Source organism: Xanthomonas campestris pv. badrii, from assembly GCF_012848175.1.
Taxonomy (GTDB): Bacteria; Pseudomonadota; Gammaproteobacteria; order Xanthomonadales; family Xanthomonadaceae; genus Xanthomonas; species Xanthomonas campestris_C.
In genome coordinates this window covers 2,257,533-2,273,531 of the sequence record NZ_CP051651.1, presented here as the reverse complement: position 1 = coordinate 2,273,531, position 15,999 = coordinate 2,257,533, and the positions used below count along the sequence as shown (strand labels likewise).

Genomic DNA, 15,999 nt, shown 5'->3' with positions numbered 1-15,999 from the left:
GCGATTTACCATCCAAAAGTTCAGGAGTTAGTAAAATGTCAGATCGTCAGAACGGTGTCGTGAAGTGGTTCAATGATGCCAAGGGCTTCGGCTTCATCACCCCGGAAAGCGGCCCGGACCTGTTCGTGCACTTCCGTGCCATCCAGGGCACCGGCTTCAAGTCGCTGCAGGAAGGCCAGAAGGTTTCCTTCGTCGCCGTGCAGGGCCAGAAGGGCATGCAGGCTGACCAGGTGCAGGCGCTCTAATCCGTCTGCAACCGTAAGGTTGCCAAAAACGCCGGTCGCGCAAGCGCCCGGCGTTTTTTATTGCCCGTCGATCCGCATCGGTGGCGGCATTGACAGCCGTGTCCGGGCATCTGCCGGGGGACGCGTTCAAGACGTGTGCGTGATCGGTGTGTGCGCAGCGACCACGTGCAGCTGGTTAGGATGAAGCTTTCCGTGTGCGGCCGCTGCCATGATCACTGTTCACCATCTCAATCACTCCCGTTCGCAGCGCGTCCTGTGGCTGCTTGAAGAGCTGGCCCTGCCTTACCAGATCGTGCACCACGAGCGCGACCCCAAGACCATGCTGGCACCGGCGGCGCTGCGTGCGATCCATCCGCTGGGTAAATCACCGGTGATCGTGGATGGCGGGCTGACCATCGCCGAGTCCGGCGCAATCCTCGACTATCTGACCGAGCGTTACGACACCGAATGCGCGTTGTCGCCCCCGGCGCGACCGATCGATTCCCCCGAGCGCCAGCAATTCCGCTACTGGATGCATTACGCAGAAGGCTCGGCGATGCCGCCGCTGCTGATGACGTTGATCTTCGGCCGCATTCGCAGCGCGCCGATGCCGTTTTTTGCCAAACCCATTGCGCGTGCGATCGTGGACAAGGCGATGTCGGGTTTTGTCGGCCCGCAGGTCGCCTTGCATCTGGGCTGGATGGAGCAATCGCTGCAGACCCATCACTGGTTCGCTGGCGAGCGCTTCACCGCTGCCGATATCCAGATGAGTTTCCCGGTGCAGGCCGCAGCCGCGCGCGGTGGCGGCCTGGAACCGTACCCCAAATTGCGCGCCTTCCTGGAGCGGATCGAGGCGCGACCGGCCTATCAAGCTGCATTGAAGAAGGGCGGCCCGTACGCACTGATGGGCGGATCTTCCGGCAAGTAACCGGCAGGTGCCGCCGCAGACTGGTCTCCACCAGGCCGGCGCCGGGATCTTGCGTGGTCAGGGGGCGCGGCAGTGGTGCAGGAAGGCCGCGGTGTCGCGCATGACCTGCGACCTGGCGGGCGGCCGATCCAGTGAAAGTAGCAGCCGCATATGGCCCATGTCCGGGTACAGCTCGAGCTGCGCATTGCCGTCTGCGCGCTGCAGGGCTGCCTGCATGGCGATGCTGTTGGAGGGGGCGACGACCTTGTCGCGGGCGCCATGCAGAAGCAGCATCGGAGGTTCGTCGCCATCGACATGGCTGATGGGTTCGGCGGCAGCGGCGGTGCTGCCGAAAATCTCGATCAGATCCCGGTCGGTCAATGGCATGAAGACATAAGGCCCTGCCAGACCAACGACCCCACACAACTGGCGCGGGGTCAGGCCCTGCAGCTGCAGCCAGCGGCTGTCGCTGCCGAGCAGGACCGCAAGGTGCGCTCCTGCCGAATGCCCCATGACCGCCACGCGGTGCGGGCTGCCGCCGTAGAGGTGCGCGTTCCGATAGCTCCATGCGGTTGCTTCGGCTGCGTCGGTCATGAAGCCATCCAGCCCGACCTGTGGGAATTTGCGGTAATCGGCAACCATGGTGATCACGCCCTGGCGTGCCAACGCTCGGCCGAGCCAGCGGAAGTTGGCCCGTGCTCCCCGTTTCCAGGTGCCTCCGTAAAAGAACACGACGACAGGTGCGTCCACTGCACCACGCGGTTGATACACATCCAGTGCCAGCCCATGCGCGGGGTCGAAGAGTGCGTTTCGATGTTCGATGACGCCGTCGCGGCTGGAGGCTGCGTTGATTCCGCCGTATAGCACGTTGCTACAGGCGGTCAGGCCCAGCGAGCCCAGTAGCAACAGGGCCGGGCGTAGCCAGCGAGGGCGGTGTGCGGTCATGGCGAGAGGCGTTCCAGAGGGGAGTGGGCGGCGGTAGTGTGAGCGCTGGTGCCGGTGCTCACTGACGTGACCCGAGGTTGTTGGCGAAATTACGAAACATTGGCAGGAGCCGATGCCGCGCGTGCGCTGGCGTTTAGCCCGGACCTGCCTTCGACATGTCGGCCTCATGGCCTGATGGTCACCGAGTCTGCTGGAATCGTGGAATGGCGCCGCCAGTGTGCGCAGTGTTACACGCGGTGGGCACTGGCGGACCAACACGCAATCACGCTGAAACGCGCGTAACGCTTTACCCTGCGCGCATGACAGACCTTCAGTTCGACAATCGTTTGCGCCGGGACCTGCCCGGCGATCCGGAGCAAGGGCCACGCCGCCGCGAGGTGGCCGCAGCCTGGTCGTCGGTATTGCCGACGCCGGTGGCTGCGCCGCGGGTGATCGCGTATTCGTCGGACATGGCGCAGGCGCTGGGGCTGGATGCGGCCGAGATCGGCAGTGCGCAGTTTGCCGAGGTGTTCGGCGGTAATGCGCTGTACCCCGGCATGCAGCCCTGGGCGGTCAACTATGGCGGCCATCAGTTCGGGCACTGGGCCGGGCAACTGGGCGACGGCCGGGCGATTTCGCTGGGCGAGGCGATCGGTGTCGATGGCCGGCGCTACGAGTTGCAACTCAAGGGCGCCGGCCCCACGCCGTATTCGCGTGGCGCCGATGGTCGCGCGGTGTTGCGCTCGTCGATCCGCGAATTCCTGTGCAGCGAGGCGATGCATCACCTAGGTGTGCCGACCACGCGTGCATTGAGCCTGGTCGCCACCGGCGATGCCGTGGTGCGCGACATGTTTTACGACGGCCGTCCGCAACGCGAGCCTGGTGCGATCGTGTGTCGGGTGGCGCCCTCGTTCATTCGCTTCGGCAACTTCGAGTTGCCGAGCGCGCGTGGGGATCTGGCGCTGTTGCGGCAATGGGTGGAGTTCACCATTGCGCGGGATTTTCCTGCCCTGGCCGGGGCGGGCGAGACGCTGTATGCCGATTGGTTCGCGCAGATCTGCGAGCGCACCGCGGTGATGGTGGCGCACTGGATGCGGGTCGGTTTTGTGCATGGGGTGATGAATACCGACAACATGTCGATCCTGGGCCTGACCATCGATTACGGCCCTTACGGCTGGATCGACGATTACGACCCGGACTGGACGCCCAATACCACCGACGCGCAGGGGCGTCGGTATCGCTTCGGTACCCAGCCGCAGGTGGCGTACTGGAACCTGGGGCGGCTTGCCCAGGCACTGGCCCCGCTGTTTGCCGATGCCGCACCGCTGCAGCAGGGGCTGGACCGGTTCCGCGACACCTATCTGGCCTGCGACCGCCGCGATACCGCTGCCAAACTGGGACTGGCCGAGTGCCGCGACGAGGATCTGGCGCTGATCGATGCGTTGCGCGCGCTGATGCGGCAGGGCCAGATGGACATGACGCTGACCTTCCGCGGCCTGATCGACGTGTCTGCCGAGCACCCCGATCCCGAACTGCTGCGCGACGCGTTCTACCACCAGGACCAGCGCCAGGAGGCGCTGGTGCCGTTGCAGGAATGGCTGCAGCGTTACGCCGCGCGGCTGCGCCAGGATCCGCTGGCCCCGGAGCAGCGGCGGGCGCGCATGCGCCAGGCCAATCCGCGCTACGTCCTGCGCAATTATCTCGCGCAGCAGGCCATCGACCGGGCTGAGCAGGGCGATCCGGCCGGCGTGCAGGAGCTGCTGGAGGTCATGCGCCGGCCCTACGACGATCAGCCAGGCCGTGAGGCATTCGCTGCACGGCGCCCGGAGTGGGCACGCGATCGTGCCGGGTGTTCGATGCTGTCGTGCAGTTCCTGACGCGCTTAGATTCAGGTGTGCCGTCAAGGCGGCGTCAACGGCATACAGCAACTAGAATAGGGCGTCCCCACTGGCCGTGACGCCACTACCACCATGACTGATTGCAGCCGCTGCGCCGGCACCCACCCTTCCGGCCCCAACCACTGGGCAGGCCGGATCCGCGACATCGCCGACTTTCCCAAGCCGGGTATCGTCTTCAAGGACATCACCCCGCTGTTGTCGGACGGTCCGGACTTCGCCTCGGCGCTGGACGAGATGGCGCAGCCCTGGCGCACCACACCGCTGGATGCGGTGCTGGGGATCGAGGCGCGCGGCTTCATTCTTGGTGCGGCGCTGGCGCGCGAACTGCGCACCGGCTTCGTGCCGGTCCGCAAGCCGGGCAAGCTGCCCGGGCGCACGCTGATCCAGGAGTACGCGCTGGAATACGGCAGCGACCGCATCGAAATGCACGAAGACGCGCTGCCGCGCGGTGCACGCGTGCTGATCGTCGACGACGTGCTGGCCACCGGCGGTACGTTGCGTGCTGCGTTGAGCCTGGCCGCACAGCTGGAGCTTGAAGTCGTCGGCGCCGCGGTGCTGGTGGAACTGGCCGCATTGCAGGGCCGCGAAAAGTGGGCCAACGACGTGCCGTTGCTGGCGACGCTGTGCTACTGAGTCTGCACAGCGTCGCGTAGCTGCCCAGAGGGCGGGCAGCGGCGGTGCAGTCGTGTTGCTAGCCGATCTGAGCTGCGGCTGGCCAACGTGCCAGCCGCAGGGTCTTCAGAGCTTGCTGACCCGGAACCGGCGGCCCTTGATCCTGCCAGCGTGCAGGTGCGCCAGGGCCTTGGCGACCTGCGCGCGCGCGATGGCGACATAGGAGCGGGTGGGGTAGATGGCAATCTTGCCGATCGCCGCACCCGACAGCCCGGCTTCACCGGTGAGCGCACCCAGGATGTCGCCGGCACGCAGCTTGTCGGTCTTGCCGCCGTCGATGCGCAAGGTGGTCATCGCCGCCTGCGGCAGCTGCGCCGGGCGGGCGGTGGCCAGCGGCGCGCGCGACCATTTCAGCGGCTGGCCCTGTTCGGCCTCCAATGCCTGCGCGCGCGCCGCTTCGCGCGGTGCCACCAGGCTCAGCGCCAGGCCATGCTTGCCGGCGCGCGCGGTGCGGCCGATACGGTGGCGGTAGGTCTCGGTATCGGTGGGCAGCTCGTAATTGACCACGGCCGACAGGTCTTCCACGTCCAGCCCGCGGGCGGCCACATCGCTGGCCACCAGCACGTTGCAGCTGCGGTTGACGAAACGCACCAGCACCTCATCGCGGTCGCGCTGTTCCATATCGCCATGCAGCGCGAGCGCGGAGAAGCCGAACTCCTGCAGCGAACCGGCCACCTCGTCCACTTCCTTGCGGGTATTGCAGAACACCACGCTGGATTCGGGATTGAAGCGCAGCAGCAGGCCGGCCACCGCCTTCTGCCGATAGGTGGGATCGACCTCGAAGAATTGCTGGTCGATTTCCGGGGCGTTGTCGGCGCCTTCGACGGTGATTTCAATCGGGTCCTTGAGGATCTCGCGCGCCAGCGTGCGGATACTGTCCGGGAACGTGGCCGAGAACAGCAGGCTCTGACGATGCTTGTCGCAGCGGCTGGCGATCTCGCGGATGGGTTCCTCGAAGCCCATGTCCAGCATGCGGTCGGCCTCGTCCAGCACCAGCGTGCGCACGCCGCCCAGATGCAGGGCGCGCTTGCGGGCCAGCTCCTGGATGCGGCCGGGCGTGCCCACCACCACCTGCGGGTCATGCGCTTCCAGCGAGGCCAGTTGCGGCCCGAGCGGCATGCCGCCGGTCAGCACCACCAGTTTCATGTTGGGAATGCCGGTGGCCAGCTTGCGCAGCTGCTTGCCGACCTGGTCGGCCAGTTCGCGAGTGGGGCACAGCACCAGCGCCTGCGCACGGCTCAGCGACGGGTCGAGCTTTTGCAGCAGGCCCAGCCCGAACGCGGCGGTCTTGCCGCTACCGGTCGGCGCCTGGGCGATGACGTCCAGCCCCTGCAGGATCGGCGGCAGGCTCTGCGCCTGGATGGGAGTCAGGGCGGTGTAGCCAAGGGCGTCGATGCCGGGGGCCAGGGCCGGCGACAGCGGCAGCGCGGAGAATTCGTTCATGGCGCATTTTAGCGGGAATCGGGAGTAGGGAATCGGGAATCGCAACGGCGAAGGCTTTTCCATTCCCGATTCACCATTCCCGATTCCCGTACAATCGCGCCATGCCTTTAATCACTCTGCAAAGCGTCGACTACAGCGTCGGCGGCCCGTTGTTGCTGGAAAAAACCGACCTCACGATCGAGCCGGGCGAGCGTATCGCCCTGATCGGGCGTAACGGCGCCGGCAAATCGACCTTGATGAAATTGATCGCCGGCGAGCTCAGGCCCGACGATGGCGAAGTACGCGTGCAGCAGGGTGTGCGCATCGCGCGGTTGGAGCAGGAGGTGCCGCAGGGCACCGGCGGCAGCGTATTCGACGTGGTGGCCGATGGCCTGGGCGAGTTGGGTCACTGGTTGGCCGAGTTCCACCAGCTCAGCCATGCCGAGGTGTTCGACGCCGAGGCGTTCGGCAAGGTGCAGGCCAAGATCGACGCGGCCGACGGCTGGGCGCTGGATCAGCGGGTCAGCGAGACGCTGACCAAGCTGGAACTGGATGGCGATGCCGAGTTCGCGCGGCTGTCCGGCGGCATGAAGCGGCGCGTGCTGCTGGCGCGTTCGCTGGTGTCGTCACCGGACGTGCTGCTGCTGGACGAGCCGACCAACCACCTGGACATCGAAGCCATCGACTGGCTCGAGACCTTCCTGAAGGGCTGGAACGGCAGCGTGCTGTTCGTCACCCATGACCGCCGCTTCCTGCGTGCGCTGGCCACCCGCATCGTCGAGATCGATCGTGGCCAGGTCACCAGCTGGCCGGGCGACTGGGCCAATTACGAGCGCCGCCGCGAAGAGCGGCTCAATGCGCAGGCGCAGGAGAATGCGCGCTTCGACAAGTTGCTGGCGCAGGAAGAAGTCTGGATCCGTCAGGGCATCAAGGCGCGGCGCACCCGCGACGAAGGCCGCGTGCGGCGCCTGGAATCGATGCGCAACGAGCGCGTGCAGCGGCGCGAGCTCACCGGCAATGTGCGCATGGAAGTCTCGCAGGGCGAGTCATCCGGCAAGAAGGTGATCGAGGCCAGGCAGGTCGGCTTCGCGTTCGGTGCGCGCACGATGGTCAAGGATTTTTCCACCATCATCCAGCGCGGCGACCGCATCGGCCTGATCGGCCCGAACGGCAGCGGCAAGACCACCTTGCTCAAGCTGTTGCTGGGCGACTTGCAGCCGCAGCAGGGCGAAATCCGCATCGGCACCAACCTGCAGATTGCCTACTTCGATCAGTACCGCTCGACCCTGCGCGAAGACTGGAGCGCGATCGAGAACGTGGCCGAGGGCCGTGATTTCCTGGAGATCAACGGCAAGCGCAAACATGTGCATGCGTATCTGCAGGACTTTTTGTTCACTCCCGAGCGCGCGCGCGCACCGATCACCCGCCTGTCCGGCGGCGAGCGCAACCGGTTGCTGTTGGCACGGCTGTTCGCGCAGCCGTCCAACCTGCTGGTGATGGACGAACCGACCAACGATCTGGACGTGGAAACCCTGGAATTGCTGGAAGAATTGCTCGGCGAATACAGTGGCACGCTGCTGCTGGTCAGCCATGACCGCGACTTCCTCGACAACGTGGTGACCTCCACGTTGGTGATGGAAGGCGATGGCCTGATCGGCGATTACGTCGGCGGCTACAGCGATTCGCTGCGCCAGCGGCGCAGCCCGGCGACCAGCGCGATGGCGGTGGCCAAGGCCTCGGCCACCGCGGTGGCGACTGCACCAGTGGCCGCTGCGGCGCCAGTGGAGGCCGCGCCCAAGCGCAAGTTGAGCTACAAGGACGCGCGCGAGCTGGAGCAGTTGCCCGGCCTGATCGAGACGCTGGAACAGCAGGTGGCTGCACTGACCGAGGCGATGAACGACCCGGGCTTCTACCAGCGCGACACCGCGGCCATGGCGGCGCATACCGCGGCACTGAGCGATGCGCAGGCGCAGCTGGATGCGGCCTACGCGCGCTGGAGCGAGCTGGATAGTTGATGGGTTGATCGGCAAGCCGGTGTGCAGATCCACCGGCTGCCATGCAAACGAAGCCTGCGCGGCGCGCATCACGCGCGCAGGCCGACTACGCGCAGGCGCTGGCTGGCGCCACGAACGCCGCAAAAGTACGCCCACGCGCGGCCCAGCTGCTGGCCGCTTCGTCGAGGATATCCAGCAAGGTGTCGCGGTCGGCCGGTGCGGCCTGTGCCAGGGCATTGGCGCCGTCGATCAACAGGGCATAGCCCCGCGGCGCCTGCAACCAGGCCAGATCGCGCAGCCCATCGCTGAGCGCATCCCAGTTGCGGCCGAAGCTGAGCGGAAAATCCAGCTGGGTGGCCAGCCGCATCAGCAGCATGCGCTTGTCGCTGCAGGTGGCTAGATCCACGCGCAGGATGCGCAGGCCGGCATCGCGGGCCAGCGCTGCCATGGTGTCCAGGTCGTCGGTCTCGGCCTGGTACACGCCCGATTGCTGCGGGTCGGACAGGTCCAGTGCGAAGTCGCCAGCGCTCATGGGGCCTGCTCCGGGGTCGGGCCCTGGAAGGGTTTGAAGCTCTGGTAGTGGTCGTCGCTGTAGTACCAGGTCTGCGGTGGCGTGCCGCCGGTGACGATACGGCGCGCGCCGCGGTCAGCGCTGCCCGGGGTGTCCACCGTGTATTCGCGGTAATAGCCGCGTGGGCGTTCGGGCAGGCGATGTTCGCGATTGCCGAACACGCTGCCGTCCTGTGGATACGGGAATGGACCGCCGCGCTGGATCAGCACGATGGTGGCCATCGCTTCGATCGGCAGAAACGCCGGCAGGCGCGGCACCTGCCGCGCAGCTACCGGCGCGGCGATCGGTGCATTGAGTGAGGGGGCGAACTGCGGCTTGGGCGTCTGCAGCGTACGCATGCCCCACAATCCGGCCACGAGCAGCACGATGGCGACGATCAGCAAAGCGGGCTTGCGCATGGACACGATCCGGAGGCGACGATATGTGCGGCAGAGCAAGTATGCCGTCGCGCGACTGTGTCTACTTTGAATGCATCGCCGCGCCGGTCCGGTTCACGCGCAAGTAACCGGGGCATGGTGCAAGGTGTGCAGCCAAGACAGCGCGGCACGCGACGGGATGAAGTTTCCCTGCCTGCACCCTTGGTAAGCGCCGCTGCCGTCCTTACCATCTACCCCGCAACGCCCGGTCTTCGCCGGGCGGCAAGTCCAGGAGACCCTCATGGCTTATACCCTTCCGCAGTTGCCTTACGCTTACGACGCGCTGGAACCGAACATCGATGCGCAGACGATGGAAATCCATCACACCAAGCATCACCAGACCTATATCAACAACGTCAACGCGGCGCTGGAAGGGACCGAGTACGCGGACCTGCCGATCGACGAGCTGGTGTCCAAGCTGAAGAGCCTGCCGGAAAACCTGCAGGGCCCGGTGCGCAACAACGGTGGTGGCCACGCCAACCATTCGCTGTTCTGGACCGTGCTGGCGCCCAACGGCGGCGGCGAGCCCAAGGGCGAGGTCGCCAAGGCGATCGACAAGGACCTGGGCGGTTTCGAGAAGTTCAAGGAAGCGTTCACCAAGGCTGCCGTCAGCCGCTTCGGCTCCGGCTGGGCGTGGTTGAGCGTGACGGCTGACAAGAAGCTGGTGGTGGAAAGCACCGCCAACCAGGACAGCCCGCTGTTCGAAGGCAATACCCCGATCCTGGGTCTGGACGTGTGGGAACACGCGTACTACCTGAAGTACCAGAACCGCCGTCCGGAATACATCGGCGCGTTCTACAACGCAGTCAACTGGGACGAAGTCGAGCGCCGCTACCACGCTGCGATTGCGTGAGTCGTGCGCTGACGCTGTAACGCCAGAAGGCCGGGATTTCTCCCGGCCTTCTTTGTTTACTGCTTTCGTAGAGGAGCGCGCCTGGGCGCGATGGAGCTTTACCGGTAAGGCGTGCTCGCGCCTGGGTGGCGTCCTGCGCCTGCCTGCAGGCAATCAGAACTTGGCGTCGAACTCGCGGGCGTAGCCGGTATTGACGATGACCTTCTGCAGCGCATCGCTGATCTTGATGTTGCCGGCCACGATCTGCTGGGTTTCCGGGCCCATGTTGTCCATGCGCGGCGGGGTGGCGCCCTTGTAGTCGCAGACACGGCCACCGGCTTCGCGCACCAGCAGCACGCCGGCCGCAATGTCCCAGGCCTTGACGCCGGCTTCGAAGTAGGCATCGGCACGGCCGCAGGCCACGTAGGCCAGGTCCAGGGCCGCCGAGCCGGTACGGCGCACGTCTTCGGCCTGCACCAGCAGCGCGTCCACGCACTTGAGCTGGGCGCTGGCGCGCGCGCGTTCGCGCGGCGGGAAGCCTGTGTGGACCATCGCGCCTTCCAGGTCCTTGCGCTCGGCAATGCGGATGCGGCGGTCGTTGAGCACCGCGCCGGCACCGCGGCTGGCGGTAAACAGCTCGTTGCGCAGCGGGTCGAAGATCACCGCATCGGTGGGTTCGCCGTTTTCCACCAGCGCGATCGACACGCAGTAATGCGGAAAGCCACGCAGATAGTTGCTGGTGCCGTCGAGCGGGTCGATGACCCAGGTGTAGCGCCCACTCTTGCCACCTTGTACGCCGCCTTCTTCGCCGAACACGGCGTACTCGGGGTAGCCGCGCTTGAGTTCCTTGATGATGACCTTCTCGGCATCGGCATCGACTTCGCTGGCGTAGTCCATGCGGCCCTTCTGCACCACATTGAGCGCATCGAGCTTGTTGATACCGCGCAACAGCACATTGCCGGCGAGGCGGGCGGCTTTGACCATGACGGTGACGGCGGGTTTCTGCATGGTGAAAGCTCCCGTGAAGGCAGAATGGACAATGACGAAGGTAAAAGAGCGTTCCGGCGCCAAAGCCGGCCGCGCAGTTTACCATCTACGACCGAATCGCTCCCCCATCTCCGTTCATGTCTGTCACCCAGCGCATCCGTTTCGTCCTTGTCGGTACCCAGCATCCAGGCAACATCGGCGCCGCCGCGCGTGCGATGAAGACGATGGGCATCTCGCGGTTGGTGCTGGTGGCGCCGGAACGGGCGCTCGATGAGGACGCCTACCGGCGCTCGGCCGGCGCTGAAGATGTGCTTGGCGATGCGCCGGTATTCGAGACCCTGGGCGAAGCGGTGGCCGACTGCACCCTGGTGATCGGCTGCACGGCGCGCGCGCGCCGGGTGGCCCTGGAGGAGTTGCTGCCGGACCAGGGCGCGCAGCGCGCCCTGGCCAAGGCCGCTGAGCCGGCCGAGGTGGCGTTCGTGTTCGGCCGCGAGCGCACTGGCCTGACCAACGACGAATTGCAGCTCTGCCATGCGGCCGTGCATATCCCCTCCGACCCGCAGTTCAGCTCGCTCAACCTGGCCGCGGCCGTGCAGGTGCTGGCGTACGAAGTGCGGCTGGCACAGCTGGCCGCGGGCCAGGCCGAACCGGCGCCTGCGGCGGCCACCGGCCTGCGTGACGGGCCGGCCAGTCACGCGCAGCTGGAAGGCATGTTCGGCCAGTTGGGCGACACCCTGGACGAGATCGACTTCCACAAGGGCCGCGCGCCGGAGTCGGCGATGCGCAAGCTGCGCCGGCTGCTGCTGCGCGCCGAGATGACCGAGCAGGAGGTGCGCCTGATCCGCGGCATCCTGTCCGATGCACAGCGCATGGCGATGCTAGCCAAACGGGCCGGAAACTGACGTCTGTCACATCTTCAAAGATTCGGCTAGGCTGTCCGCGGCTCTAGGGGAGTGTCCGTTTTGCGCGGTCTACGATGGTGTCTGATTGCCTGCTGGCTGATCGCCGGGGCAGGCTTGGCCGTGACGGCTGCGGCAGCGCCTTCCTCGGTATTGGTGCTAGGGCGGATCAGCGATGATCCGGCAACGCATTACGATCAACTCAAGCCGCTGCTGGACTACGTGGTGCCGCGCATGCGCGAGGTGGGCATCCGCCGCGGCGAGATCCTGATGGCGCCGGATGTGCGGCAGATGTCCAGCTACCTGCGTCGCGGCCGGGTCGACTGGGTCAGCGAAACCACCGGTGCGGCCATGTTGCTGGAGCAGCGCGGCAGCGCACACCCGTTGCTGATGACCGAGCGTGGCGGCGTGCGCGACTTCCATACGGTGTTCTTCGTGCGCCGCGACAGCCCGATCCAGTCGCTGGGGCAGCTGCGCGGGCATACCCTGGCGTTGCACAACGCCTCGTCCACCAGCGGTTACCTGGTGCCGATGCTGGAGCTGATGCGCAATGGCATCGCCTGCGACGTGCTGCTCTCGCCGGACGATACCCAGGTGCTGGGCGCGGTCGGTTACCTGATGGTCGGGTCGAAATTGAACATCGCCGCATTCGTGCACAAGCGCCTGATCGATGCCGGCGCCTTCAGCAATCTCGATTGGGACGACGAGCGGCATCTGCCGCCAGCGTTCAAGCGCGATTTCCGCATCGTGCACCGCAGTGCGCCGATGCCGCGTGCGGTGGAGATGGTGCGCACGGGACTGGACCCGGCGGTGGAACGCCGCCTGCGCACCGTGCTATTACAGGCTGCCTCCGATCCGAAGGCCGGCCCGGCATTGAAGCGTTTCTTCGGCACCTCTGCGTTTCATCCTGTGGACGCGGGGAGCCGCAGGCGCCTGGATGCATTGAGCGCCGGCTTGCAGCAGGTCCAGGATGAAATGCAATGAGTCAGGTGCGCTTCGGGTTGCAGGCACGTTTCCTGTTGGTCATGGCGCTGACCCTGCTGCTGGTCGGCGCGATCCTGGCCTCGCTGCTGCAGCGCCAGAGCGCCATGCAGCGCGAAGTGCGCGGCTTGAGCGCGCAGATCCTGCACGAGCTGTTCGACCGCAGCCTGCGCACCCGCGGCGAGACGCTGGCCACCGAACTGGCTTCCGGCCTGGCCAATCCGCTGTATTACTCGGACCTGCGCGCGGTGGGCGCGCTGGTGCGCAATGCCTCGCGCCAGCAGGTGGTGAGCTACGTGCTGGTGTTCGATCGGCATGGGCGGCTGGTACATGACGGTACGCCCAACCTGCAGCGCTACGGCCAGCCGATGAACGACCCGCTGGCGGCCAAGGCGGCCGCGGCGCAGACCATGCTGCTGCAATCCTCGCCGGAGGTGCTGGACGTGACGGTGCCGATCAAGATCGGCGACCAGCGCATCGGCGGCGTGCGCGTGGGCATGTCGCGCGAGCGCGTGCGCAAGATCGAGTCCGGCGCCAATGTGACACTGGTCGAAAACCTCGATGCGATCGGCAAGCGCGACCTGGGCTGGCTGCTGGTGCTGCTGGCGGCGCTGGTCGGGCTGGGGGTATTGCTGGCGATCTACGTGCAACGCACGCTGGTGGCGCCGGTGCGCCTGCTGGCGGCGGCGGCGCGGCAGATCGAGCGTGGCGACTATGCGGTGCAGTTGCCGCCGCACCCGCGCAATGACGAGATCGGCGAACTGATCTCCGCCTTCGGCCGCATGAGCGAGAGCATCGCCCGGCACGACCGCGAAGTGCGCCACATGGCCTACACCGATGCGCTGACCGGGCTGACCAACCGGCTGGGCTTCCGCGAAGGGCTGGATTACCTGCTCAACACCGCGCGCAGCAGCGACAGCAAGCTGGCATTGCTGTTCGCCGATATCGACGACTTCAAGCGGGTCAACGACACCCTCGGTCACGAAGCCGGCGACGAGGCCTTGCTGCAGTTCGCCAGCCGCATCAGCCGCGCGGTCTCTGCGCTGGGTGGGGAAGACGCGATCCTGGCGCGCTTCGGTGGCGACGAGTTCGTGATCCTGCTGCAAAGCGGCGACGTCGCCCTGCTGGCCGCGCAGCTGGCCGAACGCCTGGTGCACGAACTCAGCCGGCCGTTGAACGTACAGGGGCGCGAGGTGTTCCTGGGAACCTCGATCGGCATCACCTTGTTCCCCGACGATGCCAACGACGCCACCGCGCTGCTGAAGAACGGCGACATCGCGATGTACCAGGCCAAGGTGGCGGGCAAGAACTGCCACCGGTTCTACAGTCGCGCCGCCGATCATGCGGTGGAGCGCCGCGTGCATATGGAACATGAGTTGCGCGGCGCCTGGGAGCGCGACGAACTGCGGCTGGTGTACCAGCCGATCTACCGCACCAGCGACCGTGTGCTGGTGGGCGTGGAAGTGTTGCTGCGCTGGCAACACCCGGCGCTGGGCACGATCGCGCCATCCACCTTCATCGACATCGCCGAGCAGAGCGGGCTGATCGAGGTGATCGGCCCCAAGGTGCTGCGCGCGGCCTGCCTGGAAGCGGCGCAATGGCCGATGCTGGGCGAGGGGTTGTTCGTTTCGGTCAACGTCTCGCCACGCCAGCTCCGCAGCGGGGCGTTGATCGACACCGTGGCCGAATGCCTGGCCGAATCCGGGCTGCCGGCCGCGCGCCTGCACCTGGAACTGACCGAAACGGCGGTGATCGGCGACGAGATGATGGCGGCCAGCCTGCTCGACCAGCTGCACCGCACCGGGGTGAAGGTGTGGCTGGACGACTTCGGCACCGGCTTCTCGGGCCTGAGCCATCTGCGCCAGGTGCCGGTGGACGGGGTCAAGATCGACAAGAGCTTCATCGCCGACCTGCAGCGCGACCCCGACGATCTGGCGCTGACCACGGCCATCATCAACATGGCGCATTCGCTGGGCATCACGGTGGTGGCCGAGGGCATCGAGCAGGAGGCGCAGTTCAATCTGCTGCGCGAGCGTGGCTGCGATCTGGGCCAGGGCTACTGGTTCAGCCGCCCGTTGAGCCCGGTGGATATGGTCAAGCTGATCGCCGCAGGGTAAGCGGCGTAGGAGCGCGCCTGGGTGCGATTGGCTCTTGGCGGCCAGGCTTCCTCGCGCCCTGGTGCGCTCCTGCGAGAGGGTGGGTTGGGCGTTGGTGGTTACAACGGCCGCTTGCCGGTATCGCCGGGAATCTCGCGCACCAGTCGCGGCACCAGGTAGCCGGACAGGCGCGTGGCCAGTTGCGTATGCAGGGCGCGCGCGCGGGCGTCGTCCACCTCGAAGTGCGCCACGCCGGCCACACGATCGAGCTGGTGCAGGTAATAGGGCAGGACGCCGGCAGCGAAACTGCGTTCGCTCAGCGCGGCCAGCGCGTCCACGCTGTCGTTGACGCCGCGCAGCAGCACGGCCTGGTTGAGCACCTGCGCGCCAGCGCCACGCAGCGCCTGCATCGCCGCGTCCACCTCGGCATCGAATTCGTTGGCGTGGTTGGCATGGATCACGAATGCCACCGGCCATGGCAGGCTGCGCAGCCAGGCCAGCAAAGGCGCATCCACGCGCGCCGGCAGCACCACCGGCAGGCGGCTGTGGATACGCAGCCGCTTGAGATGCCCAATGGCGGCCAGCGCGTCGGTGAGTTCGACCAGCTTGGGCGTGGCCAGCGACAGCGGGTCGCCGCCGGACAGCAGCACCTCGTCGATGCTCGGATCGGCGGCGATCGCCGCCACGGCCTGGCGCCAGCCGTCGCGCGCGGCGGTTTCTTCCGCATACGGGAAATGGCGGCGGAAGCAGTAACGGCAGTGCACCGCGCAGCTGCCGGTGGCGATCAGCAGGGCGCGGCCGCGGTACTTCTGGATCACGCCGGCCGCGGTCCTGGCGGCAGCATCGCCCACCGCGTCCAGGCCGAACCCTGGTACCGGCTGCATTTCCGCATCCAGCGGCAGCACCTGGCGCAGCAGCGGATCGTCGAGGTCGCCATGCCGCATCCGCGCCACGAAGGCGTGCGGCACCCGCAACGGGAACTGCGCGGCGGCCGCATCGCTGATGCCGGCGGCCTGTGCATCCAGGCCCAGCAGTGCCAGCAACACGCGCGGGTCGCGCACGGCCTCGCGCCACTGCTGCTGCCAGCGCGAAGGGGGCAATACGGCGGACGGTGACGGCTGTAAGGCGAGGGGGGCTGCGGTTATCATGTGCGGTCACAAAACAATGCCCGCCGGT

The 15,999-nt window shown here is 66.6% G+C and carries 15 protein-coding genes; 9 read left to right on the top strand and 6 right to left on the bottom strand.

Annotated features, from left to right (window positions below):
* Positions 1-35: 35 nt before the first annotated feature.
* Positions 36-245 (top strand): cold-shock protein, encoded by a 210-nt coding sequence (locus tag HG421_RS09635; protein WP_169706204.1) that lies wholly within the window; start codon positions 36-38, stop codon positions 243-245.
* A gap of 208 nt (positions 246-453) precedes the next feature.
* Positions 454-1,152: a glutathione S-transferase gene (locus HG421_RS09630; RefSeq protein WP_169706203.1), complete on the top strand. Its 699-nt coding sequence runs from the start codon at positions 454-456 to the stop codon at positions 1,150-1,152.
* A 57-nt stretch (positions 1,153-1,209) separates the two neighbouring features.
* Here the strand turns inward: HG421_RS09630 and HG421_RS09625 are convergent, their stop codons facing one another.
* Positions 1,210-2,076 carry an alpha/beta hydrolase gene (locus HG421_RS09625; protein ID WP_169708146.1) on the bottom strand — a complete coding sequence of 289 codons (867 nt, stop codon included), beginning with the start codon at positions 2,074-2,076 and terminating at the stop codon, positions 1,210-1,212.
* A gap of 299 nt (positions 2,077-2,375) precedes the next feature.
* Here HG421_RS09625 and HG421_RS09620 point away from each other — a divergent pair, with 299 nt between their 5' ends.
* Together HG421_RS09620 and HG421_RS09615 are read left to right on the top strand one after the other, a co-directional pair.
* Positions 2,376-3,932, top strand: coding sequence for a protein adenylyltransferase SelO (locus tag HG421_RS09620; protein ID WP_169706202.1), 1,557 nt, complete (start codon positions 2,376-2,378; stop codon positions 3,930-3,932).
* A 93-nt stretch (positions 3,933-4,025) separates the two neighbouring features.
* On the top strand, positions 4,026-4,586 hold the full coding sequence (locus HG421_RS09615; protein ID WP_169706201.1) for an adenine phosphoribosyltransferase: 561 nt from the start codon (positions 4,026-4,028) through the stop codon (positions 4,584-4,586).
* Between the two features lie 105 nt (positions 4,587-4,691).
* Here HG421_RS09615 and dbpA read toward each other — a convergent pair whose 3' ends face one another.
* Complete coding sequence (dbpA, locus tag HG421_RS09610; protein WP_169706200.1) at positions 4,692-6,068, bottom strand: ATP-dependent RNA helicase DbpA; 1,377 nt, start codon at positions 6,066-6,068, stop codon at positions 4,692-4,694.
* Positions 6,069-6,169: 101 nt separating this feature from the next.
* Here dbpA and HG421_RS09605 point away from each other — a divergent pair, with 101 nt between their 5' ends.
* Positions 6,170-8,062: an ATP-binding cassette domain-containing protein gene (locus HG421_RS09605; RefSeq protein WP_169706199.1), complete on the top strand. Its 1,893-nt coding sequence runs from the start codon at positions 6,170-6,172 to the stop codon at positions 8,060-8,062.
* Positions 8,063-8,147: 85 nt separating this feature from the next.
* Here HG421_RS09605 and HG421_RS09600 read toward each other — a convergent pair whose 3' ends face one another.
* Entirely contained in the window at positions 8,148-8,573 is a 426-nt protein-coding gene (locus HG421_RS09600) for a barstar family protein (protein WP_169706198.1), read from the bottom strand.
* On the bottom strand, positions 8,570-9,010 hold the full coding sequence (locus HG421_RS09595) for a ribonuclease domain-containing protein (RefSeq protein ID WP_169706197.1): 441 nt from the start codon (positions 9,008-9,010) through the stop codon (positions 8,570-8,572). Before HG421_RS09595 ends, HG421_RS09600 begins: the two co-directional genes overlap by 4 nt.
* Positions 9,011-9,269: 259 nt before the next feature.
* Between HG421_RS09595 and HG421_RS09590 the strand changes: the two genes are divergently transcribed.
* Positions 9,270-9,881, top strand: coding sequence for a superoxide dismutase (locus HG421_RS09590; RefSeq protein WP_169706196.1), 612 nt, complete (start codon positions 9,270-9,272; stop codon positions 9,879-9,881).
* Positions 9,882-10,034: 153 nt separating this feature from the next.
* Here the strand turns inward: HG421_RS09590 and HG421_RS09585 are convergent, their stop codons facing one another.
* Positions 10,035-10,868, bottom strand: a complete 834-nt coding sequence (locus tag HG421_RS09585) for an inositol monophosphatase family protein (RefSeq protein WP_005913068.1) — start codon at positions 10,866-10,868, stop codon at positions 10,035-10,037.
* Positions 10,869-10,984: 116 nt separating this feature from the next.
* Between HG421_RS09585 and HG421_RS09580 the strand changes: the two genes are divergently transcribed.
* Genes HG421_RS09580 through HG421_RS09570 form a run of 3 tightly spaced genes read left to right on the top strand, consistent with a single transcriptional unit; the run spans position 10,985 to position 14,844 of the window.
* Positions 10,985-11,749 carry an RNA methyltransferase gene (locus HG421_RS09580; protein ID WP_169706195.1) on the top strand — a complete coding sequence of 255 codons (765 nt, stop codon included), beginning with the start codon at positions 10,985-10,987 and terminating at the stop codon, positions 11,747-11,749.
* A gap of 51 nt (positions 11,750-11,800) precedes the next feature.
* Positions 11,801-12,730, top strand: coding sequence for a phosphate/phosphite/phosphonate ABC transporter substrate-binding protein (locus HG421_RS09575; protein ID WP_169706194.1), 930 nt, complete (start codon positions 11,801-11,803; stop codon positions 12,728-12,730).
* Positions 12,727-14,844: a putative bifunctional diguanylate cyclase/phosphodiesterase gene (locus tag HG421_RS09570; protein WP_169706193.1), complete on the top strand. Its 2,118-nt coding sequence runs from the start codon at positions 12,727-12,729 to the stop codon at positions 14,842-14,844. The genes HG421_RS09575 and HG421_RS09570 overlap by 4 nt, the downstream gene beginning before the upstream one ends.
* 98 nt (positions 14,845-14,942) lie before the next feature.
* Here HG421_RS09570 and epmB read toward each other — a convergent pair whose 3' ends face one another.
* Positions 14,943-15,971: an EF-P beta-lysylation protein EpmB gene (epmB, locus tag HG421_RS09565; protein WP_169706192.1), complete on the bottom strand. Its 1,029-nt coding sequence runs from the start codon at positions 15,969-15,971 to the stop codon at positions 14,943-14,945.
* Positions 15,972-15,999: the final 28 nt, after the last annotated feature.

Bases quoted from the DNA above. Each gene is read 5' to 3' on its own strand.
- HG421_RS09635 (WP_169706204.1), top strand. From the start codon at position 36: ATGTCAGATCGTCAGAACGGTGTCGTGAAGTGGTTCAATGATGCCAAG.
- HG421_RS09630 (WP_169706203.1), top strand. From the start codon at position 454: ATGATCACTGTTCACCATCTCAATCACTCCCGTTCGCAGCGCGTCCTG.
- HG421_RS09625 (WP_169708146.1), bottom strand. From the start codon at position 2,076: ATGACCGCACACCGCCCTCGCTGGCTACGCCCGGCCCTGTTGCTACTG.
- HG421_RS09620 (WP_169706202.1), top strand. From the start codon at position 2,376: ATGACAGACCTTCAGTTCGACAATCGTTTGCGCCGGGACCTGCCCGGC.
- HG421_RS09615 (WP_169706201.1), top strand. From the start codon at position 4,026: ATGACTGATTGCAGCCGCTGCGCCGGCACCCACCCTTCCGGCCCCAAC.
- dbpA (WP_169706200.1), bottom strand. From the start codon at position 6,068: ATGAACGAATTCTCCGCGCTGCCGCTGTCGCCGGCCCTGGCCCCCGGC.
- HG421_RS09605 (WP_169706199.1), top strand. From the start codon at position 6,170: ATGCCTTTAATCACTCTGCAAAGCGTCGACTACAGCGTCGGCGGCCCG.
- HG421_RS09600 (WP_169706198.1), bottom strand. From the start codon at position 8,573: ATGAGCGCTGGCGACTTCGCACTGGACCTGTCCGACCCGCAGCAATCG.
- HG421_RS09595 (WP_169706197.1), bottom strand. From the start codon at position 9,010: ATGCGCAAGCCCGCTTTGCTGATCGTCGCCATCGTGCTGCTCGTGGCC.
- HG421_RS09590 (WP_169706196.1), top strand. From the start codon at position 9,270: ATGGCTTATACCCTTCCGCAGTTGCCTTACGCTTACGACGCGCTGGAA.
- HG421_RS09585 (WP_005913068.1), bottom strand. From the start codon at position 10,868: ATGCAGAAACCCGCCGTCACCGTCATGGTCAAAGCCGCCCGCCTCGCC.
- HG421_RS09580 (WP_169706195.1), top strand. From the start codon at position 10,985: ATGTCTGTCACCCAGCGCATCCGTTTCGTCCTTGTCGGTACCCAGCAT.
- HG421_RS09570 (WP_169706193.1), top strand. From the start codon at position 12,727: ATGAGTCAGGTGCGCTTCGGGTTGCAGGCACGTTTCCTGTTGGTCATG.
- epmB (WP_169706192.1), bottom strand. From the start codon at position 15,971: ATGATAACCGCAGCCCCCCTCGCCTTACAGCCGTCACCGTCCGCCGTA.